This window comes from Paenibacillus shunpengii, assembly GCF_042684905.1.
Classification (GTDB): Bacteria; Bacillota; Bacilli; order Paenibacillales; family Paenibacillaceae; genus Paenibacillus; species Paenibacillus shunpengii.
This window is the reverse complement of the sequence record NZ_JBHUMJ010000002.1, coordinates 2,985,693-3,009,882: the sequence shown is the minus strand read 5'-3', so window position 1 is coordinate 3,009,882 and position 24,190 is coordinate 2,985,693. Positions and strand designations below refer to the sequence as shown.

Annotated in this window: 23 protein-coding genes; 18 read left to right on the top strand and 5 right to left on the bottom strand. The window is 45.8% G+C overall.

The genetic code is table 11. From position 1 onward, the window contains the following. The first annotated feature begins 13 nt into the window (after window positions 1-13). From ACFSVM_RS13980 to ACFSVM_RS13925, 12 genes are all read left to right on the top strand, one after another. Complete coding sequence (locus tag ACFSVM_RS13980) at window positions 14-670, top strand: redox-sensing transcriptional repressor Rex (protein ID WP_090723991.1); 657 nt, start codon at window positions 14-16, stop codon at window positions 668-670. Continuing rightward, window positions 660-1,958 (top strand): amidohydrolase, encoded by a 1,299-nt coding sequence (locus tag ACFSVM_RS13975; protein ID WP_090723993.1) that lies wholly within the window; start codon window positions 660-662, stop codon window positions 1,956-1,958. Before ACFSVM_RS13980 ends, ACFSVM_RS13975 begins: the two co-directional genes overlap by 11 nt. Before the next feature lie 31 nt (window positions 1,959-1,989). After that, window positions 1,990-2,511 (top strand): cell wall elongation regulator TseB-like domain-containing protein, encoded by a 522-nt coding sequence (locus ACFSVM_RS13970; protein ID WP_076312857.1) that lies wholly within the window; start codon window positions 1,990-1,992, stop codon window positions 2,509-2,511. Window positions 2,512-2,685: 174 nt separating this feature from the next. Continuing rightward, a complete protein-coding gene (locus ACFSVM_RS13965) occupies window positions 2,686-3,213 on the top strand; it encodes a hypothetical protein (protein ID WP_177178680.1) in 528 nt (175 codons plus the stop codon). Beyond that, window positions 3,206-4,708 (top strand): AAA family ATPase, encoded by a 1,503-nt coding sequence (locus tag ACFSVM_RS13960; protein WP_090723995.1) that lies wholly within the window; start codon window positions 3,206-3,208, stop codon window positions 4,706-4,708. The genes ACFSVM_RS13965 and ACFSVM_RS13960 overlap by 8 nt, the downstream gene beginning before the upstream one ends. 137 nt (window positions 4,709-4,845) lie before the next feature. Beyond that, window positions 4,846-5,715, top strand: a complete 870-nt coding sequence (locus tag ACFSVM_RS13955; protein WP_076312854.1) for a 3-hydroxyacyl-CoA dehydrogenase family protein — start codon at window positions 4,846-4,848, stop codon at window positions 5,713-5,715. Beyond that, window positions 5,712-6,917 carry an acetate/propionate family kinase gene (locus ACFSVM_RS13950; protein WP_076312853.1) on the top strand — a complete coding sequence of 402 codons (1,206 nt, stop codon included), beginning with the start codon at window positions 5,712-5,714 and terminating at the stop codon, window positions 6,915-6,917. Before ACFSVM_RS13955 ends, ACFSVM_RS13950 begins: the two co-directional genes overlap by 4 nt. Window positions 6,918-6,958: 41 nt before the next feature. Continuing rightward, the gene (gene asnS, locus ACFSVM_RS13945) at window positions 6,959-8,254 is read left to right on the top strand and encodes an asparagine--tRNA ligase (protein ID WP_047911176.1); all 1,296 of its coding nucleotides are present in this window, start codon (window positions 6,959-6,961) and stop codon (window positions 8,252-8,254) included. A 17-nt stretch (window positions 8,255-8,271) separates the two neighbouring features. Next, window positions 8,272-8,979, top strand: a complete 708-nt coding sequence (locus ACFSVM_RS13940; protein WP_076312852.1) for a DnaD domain-containing protein — start codon at window positions 8,272-8,274, stop codon at window positions 8,977-8,979. A gap of 120 nt (window positions 8,980-9,099) precedes the next feature. Beyond that, window positions 9,100-9,735: an RNA polymerase sigma factor gene (locus tag ACFSVM_RS13935; protein ID WP_256209659.1), complete on the top strand. Its 636-nt coding sequence runs from the start codon at window positions 9,100-9,102 to the stop codon at window positions 9,733-9,735. Continuing rightward, entirely contained in the window at window positions 9,728-10,198 is a 471-nt protein-coding gene (locus ACFSVM_RS13930) for a hypothetical protein (protein WP_090723997.1), read from the top strand. Before ACFSVM_RS13935 ends, ACFSVM_RS13930 begins: the two co-directional genes overlap by 8 nt. A 39-nt stretch (window positions 10,199-10,237) precedes the next feature. After that, complete coding sequence (locus tag ACFSVM_RS13925) at window positions 10,238-11,524, top strand: multi-tm2 domain protein (RefSeq protein ID WP_256209660.1); 1,287 nt, start codon at window positions 10,238-10,240, stop codon at window positions 11,522-11,524. Window positions 11,525-11,666: 142 nt separating this feature from the next. Here ACFSVM_RS13925 and proC read toward each other — a convergent pair whose 3' ends face one another. From proC to ACFSVM_RS13905, 4 genes are all read right to left on the bottom strand, one after another. Then, the gene (gene proC, locus ACFSVM_RS13920) at window positions 11,667-12,527 is read right to left on the bottom strand and encodes a pyrroline-5-carboxylate reductase (protein ID WP_090723999.1); all 861 of its coding nucleotides are present in this window, start codon (window positions 12,525-12,527) and stop codon (window positions 11,667-11,669) included. A 20-nt stretch (window positions 12,528-12,547) separates the two neighbouring features. Next, window positions 12,548-13,795, bottom strand: a complete 1,248-nt coding sequence (locus ACFSVM_RS13915) for a glutamate-5-semialdehyde dehydrogenase (RefSeq protein WP_076312848.1) — start codon at window positions 13,793-13,795, stop codon at window positions 12,548-12,550. 70 nt (window positions 13,796-13,865) lie between these two features. Continuing rightward, complete coding sequence (gene proB, locus ACFSVM_RS13910) at window positions 13,866-14,972, bottom strand: glutamate 5-kinase (RefSeq protein ID WP_090724001.1); 1,107 nt, start codon at window positions 14,970-14,972, stop codon at window positions 13,866-13,868. Between the two features lie 345 nt (window positions 14,973-15,317). Continuing rightward, window positions 15,318-16,523, bottom strand: coding sequence for a pyridoxal phosphate-dependent aminotransferase (locus ACFSVM_RS13905; protein ID WP_090724002.1), 1,206 nt, complete (start codon window positions 16,521-16,523; stop codon window positions 15,318-15,320). Window positions 16,524-16,640: 117 nt separating this feature from the next. Here ACFSVM_RS13905 and ACFSVM_RS13900 point away from each other — a divergent pair, with 117 nt between their 5' ends. Further along, window positions 16,641-17,489 carry a carbon-nitrogen family hydrolase gene (locus tag ACFSVM_RS13900; protein WP_076312845.1) on the top strand — a complete coding sequence of 283 codons (849 nt, stop codon included), beginning with the start codon at window positions 16,641-16,643 and terminating at the stop codon, window positions 17,487-17,489. 404 nt (window positions 17,490-17,893) lie between these two features. On the opposite strand, the gene ACFSVM_RS13895 is transcribed toward ACFSVM_RS13900, so the two are convergent. Then, window positions 17,894-18,808, bottom strand: coding sequence for a LysR family transcriptional regulator (locus ACFSVM_RS13895; protein ID WP_076312844.1), 915 nt, complete (start codon window positions 18,806-18,808; stop codon window positions 17,894-17,896). Between the two features lie 187 nt (window positions 18,809-18,995). Here ACFSVM_RS13895 and ACFSVM_RS13890 point away from each other — a divergent pair, with 187 nt between their 5' ends. From ACFSVM_RS13890 to ACFSVM_RS13870, 5 genes are all read left to right on the top strand, one after another. Further along, window positions 18,996-19,328: a DUF3889 domain-containing protein gene (locus ACFSVM_RS13890; RefSeq protein ID WP_177178681.1), complete on the top strand. Its 333-nt coding sequence runs from the start codon at window positions 18,996-18,998 to the stop codon at window positions 19,326-19,328. Between the two features lie 175 nt (window positions 19,329-19,503). Further along, window positions 19,504-20,925 carry a 3-isopropylmalate dehydratase large subunit gene (gene leuC, locus ACFSVM_RS13885; protein WP_076312843.1) on the top strand — a complete coding sequence of 474 codons (1,422 nt, stop codon included), beginning with the start codon at window positions 19,504-19,506 and terminating at the stop codon, window positions 20,923-20,925. Window positions 20,926-20,977: 52 nt separating this feature from the next. Next, window positions 20,978-21,580 (top strand): 3-isopropylmalate dehydratase small subunit, encoded by a 603-nt coding sequence (leuD, locus tag ACFSVM_RS13880; protein ID WP_090724004.1) that lies wholly within the window; start codon window positions 20,978-20,980, stop codon window positions 21,578-21,580. A gap of 317 nt (window positions 21,581-21,897) precedes the next feature. Beyond that, entirely contained in the window at window positions 21,898-23,289 is a 1,392-nt protein-coding gene (locus ACFSVM_RS13875) for an N-acetylmuramoyl-L-alanine amidase family protein (protein ID WP_076312841.1), read from the top strand. Between the two features lie 128 nt (window positions 23,290-23,417). Further along, window positions 23,418-24,095 (top strand): GerMN domain-containing protein, encoded by a 678-nt coding sequence (locus ACFSVM_RS13870; protein WP_256209662.1) that lies wholly within the window; start codon window positions 23,418-23,420, stop codon window positions 24,093-24,095. The last annotated feature ends 95 nt before the right edge of the window (window positions 24,096-24,190 follow it).

The window sequence follows — 24,190 nt, the reverse complement described above, 5'->3', positions numbered from 1 at the left end:
GGGGGAATTGTAATTGAAGTCGGACAAAATTTCAGAGGCTGTCGTAAGAAGACTGCCAGTATATCTGCGTTATTTACAAGAGCTGTACAAAAGAGAAGTGACCACTGTATCTTCACAGGAGCTTGGTCTCAGACTGGATTTGAATCCAGCGCAAATCCGTAAGGATCTCGCTTATTTCGGGGATTTTGGACGCAAAGGCATCGGCTATGATGTAGCTTATCTCATCGATAAAATCAGACAAATCTTGAAGCTGGATCAACAGATTAATGTGGCACTTGTCGGTGCTGGTAATCTCGGACATGCCTTGTCGAACTATAATCGATATGTAAAAGACAATATGAAGATTGTCGCCGTATTTGATTCCCAGCCCTCGAAGATTGGCTCCAATATCAATACGCTCACGGTTCAGCCTATGGAAGAGCTGGTGAAAACAGTAAAGGATCTGAACATTAGAATCGGCATTATAACGGTTCCGGATTCGGAAGCTCAGCGTGTGGCGGATTATCTGGTGGAGGCGGGAGTTGAAGCGATCCTTAATTTTGCCCCGATTATTATCAAGGCTCCTGCTCATATCCGGATTCATACAGCGGACTTCACTACAGATCTGCTTAGTCTGGCTTATTATCTAGAGAACGAAGCAGGGAAAGAGGAGGAAGAGGATGTCAAATAAGTGGCTCATCAAGAACGGCAAATTTGCAGTAAGTGATCCTGAATGGCGAATCGTCAGCGGTTATATGCTGATTGAGGATGACCGCATCTCATATATAGGTGAAGATCTACCTGAAGGGACAGAAGGTCTTCCGGTTCATGACGGCAAGCACCAGCTGTTTATTCCTGGCCTTATCAATACACATGGTCATGCAGCGATGTCACTTCTACGCGGCTATGGCGATGATCTTGCTCTTCAGGTCTGGCTTCAAGAAAAAATGTGGCCGATGGAGGAAAAGTTCACAGCTGAGGATGTCTACTGGGGGACCTCGCTATCTGTTCTGGAAATGCTGAGAGGTGGAACTACCGCCTTCCTTGATATGTATGATCAGATGAATCAGGTGGCGAAAGTGGCACAGGAGTCGGGCATTCGCGCAAGTCTGATGCGGGGAGCGATTGGCTTCGGTTCAGATGAGCTGCGTGCATTTAAGCTGAAGGAAGCAACGACCTTTGCCCGGGAATGGCATAATCAGGCAGACGGACGTATCACGACGATGCTGTCCCCACATTCACCATATACTTGCGGACCAGAGTTTATTGAGAAATTTGTAGAAGCGGCACATGAGCTGAATTTACCCCTGCATACACATATGTCCGAAACGGCCGCTGAAGTAGAACAGAATGTAAAAGAGTATGGGCTGCGTCCAGTAGCACATCTGGAGAAGCTTGGCTTCTTCTCTAGACCTTCTCTCGTGGCACATGCTGTACATTTAACGGATGAAGAAATAGAGGTGCTCGCCAAATACAATGTGGCTGTTGCTCATAATCCTGGAAGCAACCTGAAGCTGGCGAGCGGTGTTGCGCGAGTACCTGAGCTGTTAAAAGCAGGGGTTGTTGTATCGCTTGCTACAGATGGTGCAGCAAGCAACAATAATTTGGATATGTTTGAAGAGATGCGCCTAGCTGCTCTGATTCACAAAGGAGTCAGCGGTGATCCAACCGCCGTACCTGCCACAGAAGCACTGCGTATGGGAACTGAATATGGAGCGAAGTCCATCTACATCAAGGATACGGGAGTGCTGGCACCAGGCAAAAAAGCTGATTTTGTTGCCATTGACCTGGATCAGGCTCATTTCCTGCCCTACACCGATTTGATATCACATGTCATCTATTCTGCAAGCAGCAAGGACGTTCAGCATGTCTGGGTGGATGGCAAGCAGTTAGTTAAGAACGGTGAGATGCTCACGATGGATGAAGAACGGATTAAACGCGAAGCACAAGCTGCTTTCGAAGGACTGACGTCCCGCTGATTGATGCTGGGGGCAAGAAGGGAGTTCAGCCTTGAGAAAAAAAAGAAAGTGGATACTCATCAGCATTGTGGCTTTCTTACTCGTGCTCTTAGGTATTTATTTATTTTATGAATATGTAATGAAGGATACATGGGCAGAGGAAGAAGCTGCAATCGCTATTGCAAAGGAAAAAGAAGAACTGGTTACGGTAACAAAGACACAAAAATCGGTCTGGTCTGAGGATGCCATATATTGGACAATTGAAGGTGTAAATGCCGACAATGAGCCTGTTATGGTGTGGGTACAATACGGTACTGACAAGAAGCCAAAGACAGATGAAAATAGTGTGCACAGTGAGAAGATTGAAGAAGGAACGTCGGAGGAAGAAATGCGGTCCAAGATCAGCTCACAGCTGCCTGGCATTGAAATCGTCAGACTGCAGCCGGCAGTTTATGATGAGACTTACGTCTGGCAGTTATTTTATAAAGAGAAGGACCGGTACTACTATCGTTTCTATCGTTTCAGTGATGGAACCGAGTTAGAGGAAGGATTTCAGCTTCCGATCACAGAATAAAGCACACAAAATATACCCTGAAGTGGTCGCAATTGGCCATTTCGGGGTTATTTGGATTGGAAACTGTGAAAAATAATTCATAGTTTAGATTTGGACGTCTGTATATGGTATGCTATATCTATATCCCATATCAATAATAAATAGAGTGGGTAAAATAGATGAGGAGGTTGTCACTTGAAATTACGTCCTATTCGGATAGCAATAACGGTTATGGTTACGGCTACGCTGCTGTTTGGAGGATGGTTTGTGTACCGTCAGGTGGCCCTTGAGAAGCCAATAGAGAAGTTGGTTGCCGACTATGACGGCGTAAACGATGTTCAACTAGATATTAACCAGAATCAAGTTGTTTTGAATCTCGATCTCGAGCCGAATACCAATATAAGAGGTCTTGTTGATTATATCCGCACAGATGGCAAGGAGCTTCTGAACGGAAGAACGATGAAGCTGGAGGTAAAGGATCATTCGACGGAAACGCTGGATGATTTCTGGTCCAATGCGTTATTTACCGTTGCTGAAGCAATGGAGACTAGACAATACACGCAAATTCCTGAGAAGCTCAAGGAAATGAGCGAAGGCAGCATCCAGGTTGACTATGATATTGATAATGAGAACGTATATGTAAGCCTGTCAGATGGAGAAGCAAGCAAGTATATTATTCTGCCGAGACAGCCGGCTACGATGGGAGTGTGGCCTAATGCCTAATTGGTTAAAGGAGATTTTAATCGGGGTCGTTCCGGTCGTGCTTCTATTTCTTGTCTTTATAGGAGTTAATATTATTCCAGTACTGCTTATTGCCCTGCTCGCAGGCGGTGTAGTCTTCCTGATGCAGACACGCGGCGGACTCGCCGTAGGAGCAAGCAGTGAGAAGAAGCGCAAGAAAGCGGGTCCCGCCAAGCTCACCTTTGAGGAAATTGGAGGACAGGACAGCGCTAAACAGGAGCTCCGTGAAGCACTGGACTTCTTAGTAAGACACGATGAAATTCAGAAGTTTGGCATTCGTCCACTGAAGGGTATATTGCTGACAGGCCCTCCGGGTACAGGGAAGACGCTGATGGCGAAGGCCGCTGCACACTACACCAATTCTGTATTTATCGCTGCTGCCGGCAGTGAATTTGTAGAAATGTATGTTGGTGTCGGGGCAGGACGTATCCGTGAATTATTTAAAGATGCCAGAACAAGAGCAGCCAAGGAAAACAAAGAAAACGCCATTATTTTTATTGATGAGATCGATGTCATCGGTGGTAAAAGAGAAGGCGGGCAGCAGCGCGAATATGACCAGACCCTGAACCAGCTGCTAACGGAGATGGACGGCATATACAATTCTGATGCACCGCGGATTCTGATTATCGCAGCGACGAACCGCAAAGAAATGCTCGACAGCGCACTTCTTCGCCCGGGTCGTTTTGACCGGCATATCCAAGTGGAGCTTCCGGATAAGAAAGGGCGTAAGCATATTCTGGAGCTGCATGCCAAAAATAAACCGCTTGCTGACGATGTAAGCCTGGATAAAATTGCGGAGGAATCCTACGGCTTCTCCGGGGCGCAGCTCGAGAGCTTGATGAATGAGGCTGCAATCTATGCGATGCGGGATAGTCTGGAGTTTATTACGCAGCGAAACCTGTCTATGGCCATTGATAAGGTGATGATGGGTGAGAAGACAGATCGTGAGTCCAATGCAGACGAGAAGAAGCGGGTTGCCATTCATGAGCTCGGACATGCAATAGCAGCAGAAGCGGTTCGACCGAACAGCGTGGGCCAGGTGGCACTCAGTCCGCGAGGACAGGCTCTCGGCTATGTTCGACATAATCCGCAGGAAGAGCAGTACTTGTATACGAAGGAGTTTCTTGAAGCTCAGATTATGATTGCACTCGGCGGTGCCGCTGCGGAGGAGATCTATTATGGAGGGCGCAGCACCGGCTCCAGAAATGACTTTGAACAATCGCTTGATATTGTCAAAACCATGATCAGTTCTGGACTAACTTCGCTCGGTATTGTTAACCTTGACATGGTATCCCAGGAAGATATGATGAGAGAAAATAACTACATTTTGAACGAGCTGTTTGCCCGTACAAAAGATCTCTTGCATGAGCATGCCACTATTTTTGATGAGTCGCTGGACATCCTGATGAAGGAAGAAGTATTGTCCGGTGGTCAATTCCGTGAACTATTTAAGAAAAATGCACTTTTGCCAGCATAATTATTTATGCTGGTTATTTTTTTTTACTTTTGATTCATGCTAAGATATTATTATATGTTGGGTCATAAAAATGTATTTTTCGACAAAGAAGGATACACACTATTCAGAAGAGACCAGGAAGGGATGGAGCAGTAACCATGTTGTTTAAAAAGATAGGAGTTATCGGCGGAGGTACGATGGGTCAAAGTATTGCCGAAATGCTGGCAGCTAAAGGCCTCGACGTTATGCTGGTAGAGCTTTCCCCGAACAAGCTTGATTATTCCATCGGAATGATCGAGACAGGGTTAGATAAAAAATTGGAGAAGTGGGCGATTACTCAGGCAGAGAAGAAATTGATCTTATCTAGAATTCATAGAGCGAATCTTAGTGATCTTTCTGCTTGTGATCTAATTATAGAGACCATTACTGAAGACCTGGAAGCAAAGATCAAATTGTTCAAACAGCTTGAGGAGATTGTGTCTGAAGATATCATTCTGACAAGTAATACCTCTACGCTGAGCTTGACTGAGCTTGCAAGTGCTACTAATCATCCTGAACGGGTGATCGGCCTGCACTGGATTTATCCGGTATCAAGTATTGATGTTGTCGAAATTATCCGCGGACTAAAAACTTCAGATGATACGTTTGAATTCACGAAGAAATTTGCTGAGGAAGTATTGGAGAAAAAAGGCGTTATGGTCTATGAGTCTCCTGGATTTGTAACTTCCCGGCTTATTTGCCTTCATATCAACGAAGCTCTTCATCTGCTTGAAGAAGGAGTGGCATCTGCCGAAGACATCGATCAAGCCGTTCGTATTGGATACAAATTCCAGCATGGACCATTTGAAATGGCAGACCGTTTTGGCCTCGATTCCGTTCATGCTGCACTTGACGGTATGTTCCGTGAGTTTGGCGAACTGAAATATAGACCTTCCACTATACTTAAGAAAATGGTTCGCGCAGGGCAATTGGGTGTGAAGACGGGCGAAGGCTTCTTCAAGTATGACAAGGATGGTGACCGGATATGAAAGTACTCGTAATTAATGCGGGAAGTTCTTCCCTGAAGTATCAAGTGTATGATATGACTGACGAATCTGTACTGGCAAAAGGATTAGTTGAGCGGATCGGTATGGATTCCTCCATTCTTACACATAAGCCGACAGGCAAAGAAGAAGTGACCGAAGTTAGCGAAATTCTTGAACATACGACAGCGATCCGTAAAGTATTGGACAAGCTCGTACATGCGGAGCACGGCGTGTTGTCTTCAATTGAAGAGATTCAAGCTGTCGGGCACCGGGTTGTTCACGGCGGTGAATTCTTTAACGAGTCTGCCCTGGTAACTGATGAAGTCAAAGCGAAGATTCGTCAATTGATTGACCTTGCACCGCTTCACAATCCAGCTGCGATCATGGGTATTAATGCTGCTGAATCCAATATGCCAGGTGTTCCTCAAGTGGTTGTATTTGATACGGCATTCCATCAAACCATGCCAGAGTCTGCGTATCTATATGCGATTCCACGCGTACTGTATAACAAGTACAAGGTTCGTCGTTATGGAGCACATGGTACTTCCCATTATTATGTAAGCCAGATCGCTGCTGAATTCTTGGAGCGTCCGATTGAGGACCTGAAGATCATTACGTGCCATGTTGGTAACGGTGGAAGTCTTACAGCGATTCAAAATGGTGTGTCTGTCGATACATCCATGGGAATGACGCCACTGGAAGGACTTATGATGGGAACGCGCAGTGGAGATCTTGACCCTGCGATTGTCCCTTATGTAATGAATAAAGAGGATTTAACGCTGAATGAAGTGAACTCTATGCTTAACAAGCACAGCGGACTGCTTGCCATCTCTGGAATCAGCAGTGATATGCGTGAAATTACAGAGGGTATGGAGAACGGAGATCCGAATTCTACACTCGCATTTAACATGTACGAATATCGTCTTCGCAAGTACATCGGTTCCTATGCTGCGGCGATGAATGGAGTAGACGTCATTGTCTTCACGGCTGGGGTTGGAGAGAACTCCGTAGTCCTTCGTCAAAGAGTACTGGAGCAGCTGACATATCTCGGAGTAGAGCTTGACGAGGAGCTGAACAAGATTCGTTCTGGCGAGCCTCGCCGTATTTCTACTGCGAATTCCAAAGTGGAAGTGTTGATCATTCCAACGAATGAGGAGCTTGTTATTGCTCGCGACACGAATCGCATTGTAGAAGAGTCAAAGTAAATTTTGAATTTGAATTTTAATAGAACGGGGAGAGATGAGACATGAGCACAAAGAGCGACATTCGCCATGTCAGTCAGCACGTTGGAGAAACGGTAACGATCGGTGCGTGGATTAACAATAAGCGCTCCAGCGGCAAAATTCAGTTTTTGCAGCTTCGGGATGGTACGGGCTATATCCAAGGGGTTGTTGTAAAAAGCGAGGTTTCTGAGGAAATCTGGAATAATGCAAAGAGCTTGACTCAGGAAAGCTCATTATACGTAACGGGTGTGATCCGCGAGGAGCCACGCAGTCAATCTGGTTATGAAATGACTGTGACGGATATCGAAATCATTCACTTAACGGAGAATTATCCGATTACTCCTAAGGAGCATGGGGTCGACTTCCTCATGGATCATCGCCATCTGTGGCTGCGTTCTTCCAAGCAGCGTGCGATTATGATTATCCGTGCTGAGATCATTCGTGCGGTTCAGGAGTATTTTGATACGAACGGATTTACGATCGTGGATCCACCGATTCTGACGCCTTCTTCTGCAGAAGGAACAACGAATCTGTTCCATATCAAATATTTCGATGAGGATGCGTACTTGACACAGAGCGGTCAGCTGTACATGGAGGCTGCTGCAATGGCGCTTGGTAAAGTGTATTCCTTCGGACCGACGTTCCGTGCAGAGAAATCCAAGACACGCCGTCATTTGATTGAATTCTGGATGATTGAGCCAGAGATGGCCTTCGTAGATCATGAAGAGAGTCTGCGTATTCAGGAGCAATTCATCGCGCATGTCGTACAGTCGGTAGTGAAGAACTGTCGTACAGAGCTTGAAAGTATCGGTCGTGATGTATCCAAGCTGGAGAATGTTACAGCTCCATTCCCGCGAATCACTTATGACGATGCGATCCAATTCCTGCAAGGTGAAGGCTTTGATATTCCTTGGGGTGAGGACTTTGGTGCGCCGCATGAAACAGCAATTGCAGAGAAGTATGACAAGCCTGTATTTATTACGCATTATCCAGCTGGGATTAAAGCATTCTACATGAAGCCAGATCCAAATCGTCCTGAGGTCGTTCTATGCGCCGACATGATCGCTCCTGAAGGCTATGGAGAGATCATTGGGGGCTCCCAGCGTATTGATGATCCGAAGCTGATGGAAGAGCGTTTTGAGGAGCATAATCTCTCCCGTGAAGCCTATCAGTGGTATTTAGATCTTCGCACGTACGGCTCAGTACCTCACTCCGGATTCGGTCTAGGACTTGAGCGGACGGTAGCTTGGATTTGCGGACTTGACCATGTTCGTGAAACGATTCCGTTCCCACGGATGCTGTATCGTCTATACCCTTAAGTCCAGGAGGAAAATGAATGAGCGAACCTAGCGTAGGAACTTGGGCGGACGGTGTCGCTTATGGCATGGCAATGGGTAGCGTCCAGCTTCCCTATGCACTGCTTCGTTATCATGCCCGGCTGGGATTATCAGAAGGAGAATTACTTCTTATACAGCATTTGCTTGGATTTCAGCAGGTGGAAGGAAATGAATTTCCGACGCTTCAGGAGCTGGCTGATCGGATGGGGATCCTTCCTGATGAGATAGCCAAACGGCTACAGCGCCTTATGAAGGAAGGTTTTATCCGGATTGAAGAGGACATGGATGCAGTGCAAGGCATTCAGTATGAACGATATAATCTGATCGGGTTGTATACCATACTGGCTCAGTGCATGTCAGAGGATCGAACCGCTCCGCTGTCAAAGTCATCTGTTCGCAGAAGTTCCTTGGAGAATGCCTTGAATCCGACTGCTGAGGAGCAAGAGGAGAAGAACATCTTCCGTATTTTTGAGAAGGAATTTGGCAGACCCTTATCTCCAATGGAGCTTGAACGAATTTCCAGCTGGCTGGATCAAGATCGATATCCTGATGAGTTAATTCTGCTGGCGCTAAAAGAAGCGGTATTTGCCGGCAAAGTCCACTTTACGTATATCGACCGTATATTGCTTGAATGGAGCCGCAACCGGGTTAGAACACCACAGGATGTGAAGGCTTATGCAGCTCGTTTTCGCAATGGAGGACGTTAAATAAATATCTGTTATTTATTCGAGATAGACATTCCTTATTTTGAGGGGTGTCTATTTTTGTTGCGATACTTCAGAATATCAACCATACCCATCCATTTTGCGAATTTTTATAGGATGAATATGAAACGATATTATTTTTTCGAAAAAATGCAGGGTTATACAAATAGCCGTCGTCTATATAAGTGGGGAAGGAGGAGAGAAGCCATTGATGAAGCAAGTTTGATCGATCAAATATTAAAGGGTGACCATGCTAAGTTTCGCGAGATTATTGATCGCTATGGCAGGCATGTATATCAGGTAACTTACTCCGTGCTTCACCAGGCACAGGATGCAGAGGACGCGGCACAGGAAGCGTTTATTCAAGTCTTTAAATCTCTCCCCCAGTACCGATCCGAAGGATTCAAGACATGGATTACCCGCATTGCTTTACATAAGGCAATTGATTTAAAAAGAAAATTGAATCGCAGGGAGGCGGAAGTGATTGGCCGTGAGGATGAGGTTGTACAAATGGCCGATCACCAGGCCGACATCATACATCAGCTGTTAAAGAAGGAGAGAAAAGAGACGCTGCTTCACAAGATATCCTCACTTCCGGCTCAGCATCGCGATATTATTGTTGATTTTTATCTGAAAGAAAAAAATTATGAACAAATTGCAGAAGAATCACAAATTGCCATAAAAACTGTAGAATCCAGACTATATCGGGCACGTCAGTGGATTAGAGCGCACTGGAAGGAGGGATCTTGGCGTGAATAAACAAGAACAGCAAGACTGGAAACGGTATATACAAGGCGAATTGCCGGAGCACGAGCGTGAAGCGATGGATAAACGCCTGCTGGAGGATCAAGAAGCTCTTGAGTCTTATTTGGCAGTCCTTGAACACACCTCAGATACGGGGTTAAGGGATGCAGAAGCCTTTGAAAAGCAAGTCATGAGCCATATCGAGCATGAGTGCAAGAAATTACAATCCAGCTCCAGTGGAAGAAACATTCAGTTTAAAAAATGGCTGAATCATAAGCTGGTCCATTATACCCTTGCCGCCTCCATAACGCTGCTATTCTTATCTACAGGCGTATTTGACCGAATGTTACCCGGACAGCTAAACGTGGATTCAGACGATAAACAGCCCTACAGCGAACAAATGGTGAGGAAAGCAACCCATTGGCTTGATGAAATTAAACCTGACCCGAATCAATTTCATAAATCAATAAAAAGGTGAATTTGAAACTATATATAGATAAATTAAAAGGTGAAAGGAATGAAGAATGTGCAGCAAGATCGCAGCAAGCTGCTTGCTTTTCTGCTTAACATGGTGCCTGGCTTGGGACATTATTACTATAGAAGCCGGGTGAAGGGATTTATTTATGGATTTATATTTTTTGGGCTGTTAGGCATCGGTTTTCTTTCGCTCGTTGGTGGAGGGGAGGAAGTAACCTTACTCTGTATTCTAGCGGCAGGAATTCTATGGTTAATCAGTATGTTTGATCTTGTCATCAAGCTTATCCGAGAGCCCGACCCTTCGGCTTATGCTCATTATCCAGGGTACCCGAATCACATCCCGCATGAGAACATGTACTACGGACATGAAGGAATACAAGATGAACACGGTATTCCCTTTCATAATCCGGAAGATCCAGCAGCGTCACCTCCTTACGGATTTCCGCCGCGTGAAGGATATGTCTATCCTGATCAGGGAAGAGGACGTGGTAAAGAAAGTGAACGGTTCTATACCATTCTCCTATCCTTTGTTCCGGGCTTAGGCCATTTGCATCTTGGTCTGCTGCAGCGAGGGCTATCCTTTCTCATTGGGTTCTTTGGGCTCGGCATCATGCTGTTTTTTGTCACTGCCATTACAGGACAGGAAATCTTTCTTCTCTTCCTGCTGCTGCTGCCGATCATGTGGCTGTACTGTATGTTTGATGCGGTGCAGCATGTGAACCGGAAGCAAGCCGGTGAGATTCTGGAGGACAAGACGTTATTTGAGCAGCTTGAACATGGCACAAGCAGAGGCAAGAAGAGCAAAGTCATTGCAACCCTGCTGGCAGCATTTCCAGGAGCCGGACATATGTATCTTGGACTGCAAAAAAGAGGACTACAGCTGATGCTGATCTTCCTTGGAAGCATTTATGTTCTAGATTTACTCGGTCTGTCCTTGTTTCTTTTTCTCATTCCAATCATTTGGTTTTATAGCTTTTTTGATGGATTACAGCAATCGAGCAAGTATGGTAGAGAGCGACTATATGATAAACCGGTCATTGAGAGCTGGACGCGATATCAGAAATGGATTGGGATTGCACTCTTGTTCCTCGGTGTTTACTATATACTAGTCCGGCTTGTTGTTCCTGAATTTGGAGATCCGTTTGGAGCTTACATCTATCGCATCCAGTCGCACATGAATACGATCATTGTATCTTTGCTGCTCATTGGCGGAGGCATCAAATTGTTATTTAAGCCGAGTAGAAGAGAATATGATGGAGAGCAGCTTCTTAGAGATTTGGAACGTGATTTGGAAGGCTCGCCATTTTCAGACGAACGAAAAAAATAGGATAGCTTCAGAAAAAAAGACCGGAGGAAGCATCACCGTTTAACAGGTGATATTCCCCCCGGTCTTCTGTTTAAATTAGACTGCAAAGCCGTATCATACATATGATGATCCAAGTTGTTGATCTGCTTGTTGTATTTTATCTCTACCTCGCTGCTTCCTTCAATTCTTCGCCCATCTCACGAGATCGTTCGGCACACCGGTGGACTGCTGCAATAACCGTCTCACTGAAATGACCTTTGGCCAGAACCTCAATGGCAGCCTGGGTCGAGCCATTAGGTGATGTAACGTTCCTCCGAAGTGTAGCAGGCGCCTCTCCTGTCTGCTGTACCATACGTGCTGCTCCCAGCACAGTCTGCACGGTCAGATCATGCGCTTGTTCGGCAGTGAGGCCACCTCTTACGCCTGCTTCCACCATCGCCTCCATCATATAGTAGATATAGGCCGGGCCACTGCCCGAAATTCCGGTCAAGGTCTCAAAATGCTCTTCTTCAATCAATGTAATTGTTCCAATCGCTTCAAATACAGTGTTTACAATCTGGCGATCCTCGTCCGTCACTTCTGGTGAGAAGGCGATTCCTGTCGCACCGAGTCCGATAGAACTGGATGTATTGGGCATAGTGCGAACGACAGCTGCTGGACGTCCAAGCAGGCTCTGAATTGTTTCTATAGTGAGCCCAGCAATGACAGAAACGACAACCTGCCGTTTGGATAGCAGAGGTCCCAGATATCGAAGCGATTCAGCCGCATCCTTCGGCTTCATGGACAAGATGATCAGATCAGCTTGTGTAAGCGCAGCTTCTTTGCTAGACGCATCTGCCGCCGTCGTCACGTTGTATTTGCGATGCAGCTCCACAAGACGGTCTTGGTTACTGCGATTGAACATCGTTATTTTCTCGGGAGAGATTACTTTTCGCGCGATGAGACCTTTAGCAATAGCTTCAGCCATAGCTCCGGCACCAAAAAAAGTGATCTTACGATTGATTAGAGATTGGGTTCCACTCATATTAATTCCTCCAGCTATGTCTAATGTTTAATTTGTCCAGAACCATAGATTCGATACTTTGTAGATGTCAGCGCAGGAAGACCCATTGGACCCCGTGCATGCAGCTTCTGAGTACTGATGCCGATTTCTGCACCGAATCCAAATTCGAACCCATCTGTAAAACGGGTAGAGGCATTATGATACACTGCAGCGGCATCTACTTCCTCCATGAACTTGGCGGCAGCGTTCGGGTCTCTAGTCACAATGCATTCAGAGTGCATCGTTCCATATTTTCGGATATGTTCTATCGCTTCTTCTATGTGATTGACTATTCGAACATTTAAGATATAGTCGTTATACTCGGTAGCATAGTTCTCCTCAGTTGCAGCTGTCGCCCATGGGACCAGCTTAAGGAAAGATTCACAGCCTCGGAGCTCGACAGAGGTATTTTTGAATTGCTCCGCAAGCTCCAGGATCGAATCGGCACCGTAATCACTGTGAATTAGCAGTGTCTCCATCGCGTTGCACACCGAGGGGCGTTGAACTTTCGCGTTAAGTGCAATCTGCAGTGCCATTTCTGGATCAGCCGCAGCATCGATATAGGTGTGACAAATACCCGCACCGGTTTCGATGACAGGAACCGTCGAATTCTGTACGACATTTTGGATTAAGGACGCTCCGCCTCTTGGAATGATGACATCAAGATATTCATTACATTTTAACATTTCATCCACACTAGAGCGATCCGCATCCTCCACCAGCTGTATTGCATCGGCAGGCAGGTCTGTTTTGGCCAGCGCTTGCTTCAGCACATGGATGATCTGCTTGTTGGAAGACAAGGCAGAGGAGCCGCCTCGCAGCAGAACGGCATTTCCTGTCTTCAGCGACAAGCCAACAGCGTCAACCGTCACGTTGGGACGAGCTTCATAGATGATGCCGATCACACCAAGAGGAACACGTTCCTTCTCAATGCGAAGCCCGTTAGGCCGTTTGATGACTTCCAGAATATCGCCAATCGGATCTGGCAAATCGATGATTTGACGCAGTCCTGAGGCAATCTCTTCGATTCGCTCATCCGTAAGGGAGAGTCTATCCAGCATAGGTAGAGCAGTTCCGTTCTGTCTACCCCGTTCAAGATCTTCTGCATTTGCCTCGATGATGGATGCCTTCTCAGCAATCAAAGCATCGGCCATTACCGACAGTGCTGCGTTCTTCTTCTCTGAGCTCAAACGGCCCAGTACCAGGGAGGCTTCTTTGGCAAGTCTTGCTTTATCATTAACTTCACTCATCATATTTACACTCCTATCTGTATTAAATGAATATCACTGTTTTGCACATATCAGTACACTAGCAATAAAATCACTTTAAAGTAATCCATTCATCGCGATGAACGACCTCAAGCCTGTGAAGTGATCCCTCCAGCTTTTTAAGCACATCAGGACTCGGCAGCCCAATAATGCTCCGCAGCTGTTCTGCATCATAATTGACGATGCCGCGTCCAATCAGGGAACCTTGAAGATTAACAACCTCGATTACATCACCAGCATGAAATTGTCCTTCAACCCGTCTGACGCCAACCGGAAGCAGGCTGTGTCCACCATAGATGAGCGCTTCTTCAGCACCTGGGTCAACATGGATGGAGCCTAACGGTGAGGAGATGAACCCAAGCCATTGTTTTTTTCGAGAGAGTGAATTCTGCCGTGTGTCAAAATAAGTACCCTTGCCATGGTCAGCTGTAGCGGCGAGAAGGTCGCCTGGCTCGTTTACACGCCCTACAAATACAGGGACACCGCCCCGGGTAGCGACTTTGGCTGCATCTACTTTGGAACGCATCCCTCCAGTGCCTACCAGAGAACCGCTTCCTCCGGCCACCTCGTAAATTTCAGCCGTTATCTCATCAATGCGATCATAGTGCTTCGCATCCGCATGATATCTTGGATCTGCTGTGTATAATCCGTCCGTATCGGTTAATATGATCAGTTTCTTGGCTTTGGTTAAGCCTGCAACCAGGGCAGACAGCATGTCATTATCCCCGAATTTGAGCTCGTCGACAGAGACGGTGTCATTCTCATTAATAACCGGAATCACATTCTGTTTGAGGAGCTCATCGATGGTCATTCCGGCGTTACCCATTCGCTTCCGATTCGTAAAATCTGTGCGTGTAAGCAAGATCTGCGCTGTTTTGATGTGGTGATGCGCAAAAGCCTGCTGATATGCCTGCATAAGCAGTGCTTGACCTACAGCAGCCGCGGCTTGCTTCTCATGAAGCAGCTTAGGCCTGGTCTCGTAGCCGATATGTCCAAATCCTGCAGCTACAGCCCCTGAAGTGACCAGCAGGACTTCATGCCCGGCTTGATGGAGAGCCGCAATTTCGGAGGCGTAAAATGACACGGCCTCGTGATTCAGTGATCCGGAATCCGTAGTGAGCGAGCTGCTGCCGATCTTGACAACAATTCTAGATGACAAGAAGCATCAACATCCTTTCTTGTGATAAAAAAAATAAAAACTTTCATCCTTGGCTGCTTAGCAAAGGACGAAAGTTTATTCTTCCGCGGTACCACCTTTATTGATGAGGGTATCATCCGACTCTTAAGCCTTATAACGTTAAGGCAACGTCCTGTATGAACAGGCCGCTCAAGGGGTAGGTTTCAGAAAAATCCGCGGTAAATTCTCTCAGCCTACTGGAATTTACTCTCTGCAAGCACGGAATTGAATTTCTTACTGGTCCCTGTCAGCACGTTTTCGCAATTTAAATTAATGATAGAATACCATGGAACCTCACTTGATGCAAAAAGAATCTAATAAAAGATATTAAAACAAATTTAGTCTGCCTATTCGTTGAACCGCTTCACGCAATCGTTCCTCCTCACTTAGGAGGCCGACCCTGACATAGCCTTCTCCATGCCTGCCGAAACCACTCCCAGGTGCGACAGCAACCTTTGCCTCTTTCAGCAATAAGTCAGCAAAGGATTCTGAGGAATAATCGGCAGGAACAGGGAGCCAGCTGAAGAAAGAACCCTGGGGCCGATTGGCCTTCCATCCGATCTGATCCAGCTCACTGAAGAGCGCATTCCGACGAGATTCATAGCGGTAAACAAGTTCTTTTACACTATCCTGTGATGAAGTCAGCGCAGTCGCGGCCGCGGCTTGGATCCCACCGAATAAGCTGACATACATATGATCCTGAAGTAGATTGATGAGGCTGATGATCTCTCTGTTGCCAAGTGCAAATCCGACACGCCAGCCTGCCATGTTATAAGACTTGGATAGAGTGTAGAATTCGATTCCTACTTCTTTAGCACCTGGTGTTTGAAGAAAGCTTACAGGCCGCTCTTCGTCAAATCCGATGGCTCCATAGGCAAAATCACTTGCTACGACGATATTGTGCTGTGCAGCGAATTCGACAGTATCTTGATAAAATGACAAAGGAGCAGTGACTGATGTCGGATTATTCGGATAATTAAGAAACATGAGCTTTGCTCTGTGAAGCTGGGGGCTGGCAATTTCATTATAATCAGGTAAAAAGTCGTTTGACTCAAGAAGGGGCATACATACCATTTCTGCTTTGGCCAGCGCTACTCCTGACCAATAATCAGGATAGCCTGGATCAGGCACCAGGCAAATATCTCCCGGATTAAGCAGTACTTGAGGAAGCTCGACAAGCCCTCCCTTCCCCCCGAACAACACAGCCACCTCCTTCTCCGCATCGAGCTCAACACCGTAATCTTCCTTATACCGATGAACAATTGCTTCCTTCAAAAATGAATATCCGCGAAATGGCGAATATTTATGATACAAAGGATTGGCTGAGGCTGTTTGCAGAGATTCTACAATGTGGTCCGGCGTTTTTGTATCCGGATTTCCTTGTCCTAGATTAATGACATCGTGTCCTGCAGAAATTTCTTGGTTGACTTTTTGAACGAGCGCAGCAAAAAATTGAGTAGGTAAGCTCTTCATGACCTCTGCTGGCTCGATATGAAATGCAGAGGCAGTGAAGGATTCTCGAGCAGACTTCATTTCATCACTCCGGTTCGGTTTGTTAAATAAAGTATTATTAATCTATCATGCTTACTCCAAGCTGTATAGATCATATAGAGTGCTGAAGAGTGATCAGGAATTGGGAAGGGGTGCAGGATGAGTATTCAAAGTCTGGATACAGAAAGCGTACAGCATCATAACAAAATAAAGCTGGCATTGCTGCAGTGCGATATTACGGTGGGCGATACCACAGCTAATCGGGAACGGATACAGCAATTGATTCATGAAACGATGCAGAAGCACCCTGATGTGCAGGTGATTCTTCTGCCTGAAATGTGGAACACCGGTTATGCCTTGACCGAAATTCATGAGCTTGTCGATGATGAGGGACGGATCGAACGCCATTGGATCAGCGAGTATGCTGCAAGCTACAAGGTAAATATTGTGGCAGGCTCCATAGCGGAGAAAAAAGATGGGAAAATATATAATAGTATGTACGTGTTTGACATGAATGGAGAACAGATTGCACGTTATGCGAAGCTTCATTTGTTCCGACTAATGGATGAGGAGAAGTATCTGGCTGCAGGAGATGAACCCGTTACGTTTACCTTAGATGAAAAATGGTTCTGCGGAGCGTCGATATGCTACGATATTCGATTTCCTGAGCTTATAAGATCTCTTGCTCTCAAGGGAGCGAAAATGCTGTTTGTACCGGCAGAGTGGCCTCAGCCAAGACTACATCACTGGCGGACTCTGCTGATGGCAAGAGCGATTGAAAATCAGATGTATGTTATTTCCTGCAACCGGGTTGGAACAAGCGGCAGCACCTCCTTCTTCGGTCATTCTATGATTATTGACCCGTGGGGCGAGATTGTTGCAGAAGGTACGGAGAATGAAGAGATTCTGGTGGGAAGCATAGATCCTGCTATGGTAGATGCAGTGAGAGAGCGCATTCCGGTATTTGAGGACAGAAGACCAGAAATCTATTTCAAAAAAAATATTTAAATTTGAATGATGATGTTTCGATTCCTTGGGACAGGTTAATATATAGTATCCCGTCACCAAAGGAGGATGATCACCATGGATTACCGCAAGGCTAACCATCTGGAAGACAAACTCAGGCGACAGGTTCACAAATTCGTAAGAGATGATAGGCACAGGCCCTTCTTAGAGAGCCGTGATGGAGATTTATCACCCCCGTGAATACTTTGAACCGCCGGATACAAATCAAGCAAACCGATTGGATTCCGGTAAAAGATTTCAAACCTACAAATGATGATTGACACTTTGTTCTTTAAGAAAGTAAAAATGCTGTAACGAAATAGCCAGGCGGCTCGGGAATGTATCCCGGGCCGCCTGTGCTGTGTATCGCTCTTATTTTCTTATTACATAATTTATCGCTCGGATCGTTAGTCTAACAGAGCCTGCATGGTTTCCTTAAAGGTTTGAATGAACGCTTCTGCTGCACCGGACAGGTACCGTCCCTGCCGATAAGCAATAACGAGTGTACGGCTAGGCGCAGGTGCAGTTAAAGGAAGATAAACCGGGACAAATTCACTGCGGGGAGCTCTTGCAATAAAACGGGGGACGAGCGTAATGCCCATGCCGGTTGCGACCAGTGATTTGACCGTTTCCATATTGTTGCTCTCAAACACGACTTTGGGCTCGAAGCCCGCTTGCTGACATAGATCAAAGGTCAGCTTGCGAAAGCCTTGTCCCTTCTTAAGAACAATGAATGATTCATCTACGAGTTCTGCGATGTCGACCGTCAAGTCAGGATACTCCTCCCATTTACGAGCAAGCGGATGCTCCTTCGGAACAGCAAGATCAATTTGCTCTTCTGCAATTTCTACATAAGAGAGGGAGGACTCCTGAAGCGGAAGGGATAGCAGGCTTAGATCCGTCTTGCCGCTGGCCGTTAATTTTTCCAGATTCATAGAAGAGTCCTCAAGCAATGTAATTTCAATATCAGGATAACGCTCACGAAATGCTGGGAGAACATAAGGCAATAAATGAGAGCCTGTAATCGGCATGCTGCCAAAGATGACTTTGCCCTTTCTCACTTGGGAGATATCGGCCATCTCTTGCTTTAGCAGCTCTACAGCATCTAAAATATTGCTCGCCTTAGATACGAAGGAAGCTCCCGCATGTGTCAGCTCTACCGAGCTTGTATTGCGCTGAAACAAGAGAACGCCAAGCTCCTTCTCCAGCTTAGACAGCTGCTGACTGAGTGATGGCTGAGCAATATGCAGCTTCTCGGCCGCTCTGGAGAAGTTTTTTTCGGATGCGATTTGTAAGGCGTATTGTAATTGTCGAAGTTCCATGGGAAGGTCACGTCCTTAAGAAGATTTCCGAATGTGGAGTACCATGATATCTATTATATAGGAATTTCCTCTAAAGCGATAACATCTAATCACCGTAATCTATAAGACATATTTTTCTTATTCTTACAGCACAATATGCAGATGATTTCCAGAAGATCAAATGAAGATTGCAAAGGAGTTAATACTTATGAAAATGATCTTTTCCCGTTTGGTTACAGTTGTCTTGATGTCAAGCCTGCTTATTGTTTACTCTGCCTTTACTACCCATCTCACAGCAGTTGAAGCGGCTGAACCTGAGTATGCACAGTGGGGGAACATCGCTGTTCAGGAGGCAAAGAAGCATTACAATGCGGTGATCACGGACTATCAGCATTTGGGACGCACGGTGCTGACAGACAAGACAGCAGAAGAAAGATTTCGTTTAATTGTGAAAAAGGACGGTACAGAGTTTCCAGTTACGGTTATCGTAAAATTTAATTCGGTCAGTAATGAGCTCATTGATGTGAAATTCAGTGAATAAGAAAATGATACGGAATTAGTACATGGACTGGAATTTGTCTATAGGGCAATCCTATCAGATCTATAGTTTTTATATCTTGGAACAATATGTCTTGCTCATGTTATATTGGATCTAATAAAGCACGGCATGACCTTGCCGTCACAATAGATCGAATAATAACTTTGAGGTGAGAATAATGAGCAAAAAGACGATGTTCGAGAAAATCTGGGATAATCACGTCATTACGCAGGAGGAAGGAAAACCAAGCATCCTCTATATAGATTTGCACCTTGTACATGAAGTAACTTCCCCGCAGGCGTTCGAAGGTCTTCGTCTCAGCGGACGCAAGGTACGCCGCCCAGAGCTCACTTTTGCAACGATGGATCATAACGTGCCAACACAAGACCGTTTCAATATCAAGGATCCGATCTCTAAGCAGCAGATTGATACATTGTCTAAGAACTGCCGCGATTTTGGCGTAACATTGTTTGACCTTGATACGATTGATCAAGGGGTGGTACACGTAATGGGACCGGAGCTCGGACTTACGCATCCGGGCAAGACAATTGTGTGCGGTGATAGTCATACATCTACACACGGTGCTTTTGGAGCACTTGCATTTGGTATCGGTACCAGTGAGGTTGAGCATGTACTGGCAACACAGTGCCTTCAACAAGCCAAAGCCAAAACGATGGAAGTGCGCTTTGTAGGCAATCGCAAGCCTGGAGTAACGGCTAAAGATATGATTCTCGGCGTTATTGCGAAATATGGTACAGACTTTGCTACCGGTTATGTCATCGAATACACAGGAGAAGCCATTCGGAGCCTTAGCATGGAAGAGAGAATGACCGTCTGCAACATGTCCATCGAAGGCGGTGCAAGGGCAGGGATGATCGCTCCTGATGAAACAACCTACGCTTATCTTCAAGGCAAGCAGTATGTTCCACAAGGTGAGAGCTTCGAAGAAGCCAAACAAAGATGGGACGCTCTTACAACAGACGAAGGTGCTGAGTTTGATGTAGTGGTGGAGTTTGATGTTGAATCTCTTATCCCTCAGGTTACTTGGGGAACCAGCCCGGGTATGGGTACGGATATTACTTCCCGTGTGCCTGTTCCAGCAGAGCTTCCGACAGAGAATGAACGCAAAGCAGCAGAGAAAGCCATTGAGTACATGGGTCTTGTGCCAGGCACGCCGATGTCCGAAATCGAAATTGACTATGTATTTATTGGATCGTGCACGAATGGACGGATTGAGGATTTACGGGCTGCAGCACAAGTCGCACGCGGCTACAAAGTATCCGAGCGGGTAACGGCAATCGTCGTTCCAGGCTCCGGACGAGTGAAGCTTCAAGCGGAGAAAGAAGGACTTGACGTTATATTTAAGGAAGCCGGGTTTGAATGGCGGGAAGCGGGATGCAGTATGTGTCTTGCAATGAATCCGGATGTGCTCCAACCGGGTCAGCGCTGTGCATCGACTTCCAACCGGAACTTTGAAGGCCGTCAAGGACGTGGAGGAAGAACGCATCTGGTATCTCCGGCAATGGCTGCAGCTGCAGCTGTTGAGGGACGGTTTGTTGATGTTCGTGACTGGAAGATCAAAGAAGAAGTAATGAACTAGTGATATATAGAACGAATTTGGTTATCTTTTGAATCGAGAGGAGAATACAAGCATGGAGGCTTTTACGAAATTAACAGGTCTTGTTGCACCTGTAGACCGAGTGAATGTGGACACGGATGCGATCATTCCGAAGCAATTCTTAAAAAGAATTGAGCGTACGGGATTCGGACAATTTTTGTTCTTTGAATGGAGATTTGACGAGCAGGGGAATGAAATTCCCAGCTTCTCCTTAAACCAAGAACAATATAAGGGGGCGTCCGTTCTCATTTCTAGAGCTAACTTCGGCTGTGGATCGTCTCGTGAGCACGCTCCATGGGCAATTCTGGACTACGGATTCCGCTGTGTTATCGCACCTTCGTTCGCGGATATCTTCTATAATAACTGCTTCAAGAACGGGATCCTTCCAATCAAGCTGTCGGAGGAGCAAGTAGAGGAGTTATTCCAGCGTACGAATGCGAACCCGGGTTATGAGCTGAACGTGGACTTGGAGAACAAAACGATTACAGATCAACATGGCTTGTTGATTTCATTTGAACTTGATGAGCACCGCAGACAATTCCTGCTGCAAGGGCTTGATGATATCGGCTTGACGCTTCAGCATGAGGACGCTATTTCTGCATACGAGCAGAAGCATGCTGCTAAATTGTTTGCATAATACAATCCATCTCAATGGATTCAAGAGAATAAACATATCAGTAAGCAGGTCTGGATAGAGATATCCGGGCTTGTTTTTTTATACACAATAGGGCTACATTTCTCGTTAATGTAATATGAAAGTAACATAGTTGATAGCTGGCATGCTAAAATATGACAAATTCGTAGCACCACAACGGATACTTTTTTGATATGATGAGATAGATCCGCAACTTTTATCCATTTCTGTCGTCTAATATTTTGTTAATAGTTGGATTCTTTCTATATTTAATAGAAAGCGAGCTATGTTCAAAAAAAGCAGAATTGGAAGGGTGACGGATGAAAAAGTTAAAAGTTTTAGTCGCATTGCTATGTTTCATGTGGATCTTCCCTGGTCTCGGACAAGCAGCGGCAGACATCAAGATCGTTCTCGATGGCAGTCAGTTGAGTCTACCCTCTGGCGTAAAGGCAGAGAATATTAACAGTAAAGTTATGATACCCATTCGTGTCGTCTCAGAGAAGTTAGGTTACAGTGTCGGTTGGGAGCAGAAGACGAAGACGGTTACTATAAAACAAGATCAAACAGTGATTAAAATGGTAGCTGGCAAGAAGACAGCGACCGTCAATGGTTCTACCGTCAATCTTGACGCTGCGCCAATCATCAAAAATGGAACAACGCTTGTACCCATCCGCTTCGTAGGTGAGACCATGGGATTACAGGTAAGCTGGAACAATCAAACGAAAACCGTATACCTCAATTCAAACAGCGGCTCAGGCGGAAGTGAAATTCCTCCTGCAGGCGGTAACGGCAATGATTCGAATTTGATTCAAGTGAATGGAATCAGCTTTACGGACAGTAAGCTTATGATTGCGACGAGCGGAGGAGCAGCTCCGACTGCGTTCAAAATGTCTGCCCCAGACCGAATTGTTGTAGACATTCCGAATGCCGAATTCAGCAGCTTGTTCGCAGATACACAAGCGCTCGACATCACCAAGAGTATTGCCGGGCAAATTGTCGTCGATGGTTATGAAGGTGTAGAGAAAGTAAGATATGCGCTTTTCAGCAATGATCCTTCCACAGTACGAGTGGTTATTGATCTGAGCTATGCGATGAATTATAAGATGACTTCCTCGAATGCAGGTTTGATTACCGTTACACTGGATACGGACAGTGGTACAACGACACCGCCGACGACGAAGAAGAAAACGGTTGTCATTGATGCAGGGCATGGAGATCAGGATCCAGGCGCAATCGGAGTAACAGGCAAATATGAGAAGAATTTTACCTTGACGATGGCACTCAAGATCGAACAGCTCCTCAAAAAGGAGCCGGGCATTAACGTTATTACGACTCGTGATGATGATACATTCCTTACACTGTCCGAACGAGTTAAAGTCGCAAACAATGCAAAGGCAGATGTATTTCTATCGATTCATGCGAATGCCGGACCGGCATCGGCAACAGGCTCAGAAACTTACTATAACCGTTCCAACAGCAAGTCACTGGCGAACACAGTGCACAAGTACATGGTACAGGCTGCAGGTCTTAGAGACCGTGGGGTCAAAACAGGTAATTTTGCAGTTATAAGAGATACGACAATGCCTGCAATATTGCTCGAGGTTGGATTCCTCAGCAACAAGAACGATGAAGCAGCACTCTTTAATACGACCTTCCAGAATCGTGTAGCAGAAGGCGTAGTGAAGGGCATTAAGGAATACTTAGGAATGTAGAATCCACAGCATGTAGTTGCATGAGTTTGTGTACGAAAGAAATGACAGTCCTTATACGTCTCTACAATTAGAAGACAGTACATTCTTCGTTCGAACTATATAACAGCTGACAAAAAAGGGTGATAGAGATGATGAGAAAAAAATGGTGGATGGTCGCATTACTGGCTGTATCACTGACTACACTTGCAGCCTGCGGTAACAATCCAACCGCCTCTCCACCGAATTCCGATTCGGAACAGCAAACAGGCAGTGAAACGGATCCGCAAACCGATGATACACAAGAACAAGAAGAAACGGAGCCGTCTAACGAAACTCAAACTCCTCCCGAAGAGAGCAACACTTCTGGAAATGGAGGGACAAGCTCCGGCGGCACGAATGGAAGCTCTGGTGAGCAAGCTGAGAATGTAGAGACCAAGGAAGCAAACATTCAGGTCTATTATACCGATCCGGAGCTGCTTGAGTTGAAGTCTGCGATGCAAACGATCTCTTACAAAACGGATTGGAGTAAATATGAAGCTGCCTTCAAGGCGCTTCAGCACAGTGACAGCGAAGAGCTGGTTCCGCTGTGGTCTGAAGAAATTACCATCAATAAGCTGGAAGTTGATGGAGGAAATATTACCCTTGATTTGAAAATTCCAGCGACCGCAAATCTGGGCTCTAGTGGAGAATCCTTTGCTATTGATGGGCTGAAGCAGACCTTCTTCCAATTTGAAGAAGTAGAGTCACTTGAGCTGCTTATCGATGGTGAGCAGAAAGAAAGTTTGATGGGACATGTGGAATTAGAACATCCCATGACAAGAGAATAGACATAGATGAATCCATTTCATAAACGTAAGACTTTTATGGAATGGATTTCAGCTATACAGCAATATCTTGCTGACGATCATGGTATACAAATTGA

Bases quoted from the DNA above. Each gene is read 5' to 3' on its own strand.
- ACFSVM_RS13875 (WP_076312841.1), top strand. From the start codon at position 21,898: ATGAAAAAGTTAAAAGTTTTAGTCGCATTGCTATGTTTCATGTGGATC.
- proC (WP_090723999.1), bottom strand. From the start codon at position 12,527: ATGAGTGGAACCCAATCTCTAATCAATCGTAAGATCACTTTTTTTGGT.
- ACFSVM_RS13925 (WP_256209660.1), top strand. From the start codon at position 10,238: ATGAAGAATGTGCAGCAAGATCGCAGCAAGCTGCTTGCTTTTCTGCTT.
- leuD (WP_090724004.1), top strand. From the start codon at position 20,978: ATGGAGGCTTTTACGAAATTAACAGGTCTTGTTGCACCTGTAGACCGA.
- ACFSVM_RS13975 (WP_090723993.1), top strand. From the start codon at position 660: ATGTCAAATAAGTGGCTCATCAAGAACGGCAAATTTGCAGTAAGTGAT.
- ACFSVM_RS13950 (WP_076312853.1), top strand. From the start codon at position 5,712: ATGAAAGTACTCGTAATTAATGCGGGAAGTTCTTCCCTGAAGTATCAA.
- leuC (WP_076312843.1), top strand. From the start codon at position 19,504: ATGAGCAAAAAGACGATGTTCGAGAAAATCTGGGATAATCACGTCATT.
- ACFSVM_RS13960 (WP_090723995.1), top strand. From the start codon at position 3,206: ATGCCTAATTGGTTAAAGGAGATTTTAATCGGGGTCGTTCCGGTCGTG.
- ACFSVM_RS13935 (WP_256209659.1), top strand. From the start codon at position 9,100: ATGAAACGATATTATTTTTTCGAAAAAATGCAGGGTTATACAAATAGC.
- ACFSVM_RS13895 (WP_076312844.1), bottom strand. From the start codon at position 18,808: ATGGAACTTCGACAATTACAATACGCCTTACAAATCGCATCCGAAAAA.
- asnS (WP_047911176.1), top strand. From the start codon at position 6,959: ATGAGCACAAAGAGCGACATTCGCCATGTCAGTCAGCACGTTGGAGAA.
- ACFSVM_RS13900 (WP_076312845.1), top strand. From the start codon at position 16,641: ATGAGTATTCAAAGTCTGGATACAGAAAGCGTACAGCATCATAACAAA.
- ACFSVM_RS13915 (WP_076312848.1), bottom strand. From the start codon at position 13,795: ATGAGTGAAGTTAATGATAAAGCAAGACTTGCCAAAGAAGCCTCCCTG.
- ACFSVM_RS13940 (WP_076312852.1), top strand. From the start codon at position 8,272: ATGAGCGAACCTAGCGTAGGAACTTGGGCGGACGGTGTCGCTTATGGC.
- ACFSVM_RS13870 (WP_256209662.1), top strand. From the start codon at position 23,418: ATGATGAGAAAAAAATGGTGGATGGTCGCATTACTGGCTGTATCACTG.
- ACFSVM_RS13905 (WP_090724002.1), bottom strand. From the start codon at position 16,523: ATGAAGTCTGCTCGAGAATCCTTCACTGCCTCTGCATTTCATATCGAG.
- ACFSVM_RS13955 (WP_076312854.1), top strand. From the start codon at position 4,846: ATGTTGTTTAAAAAGATAGGAGTTATCGGCGGAGGTACGATGGGTCAA.
- ACFSVM_RS13890 (WP_177178681.1), top strand. From the start codon at position 18,996: ATGAAAATGATCTTTTCCCGTTTGGTTACAGTTGTCTTGATGTCAAGC.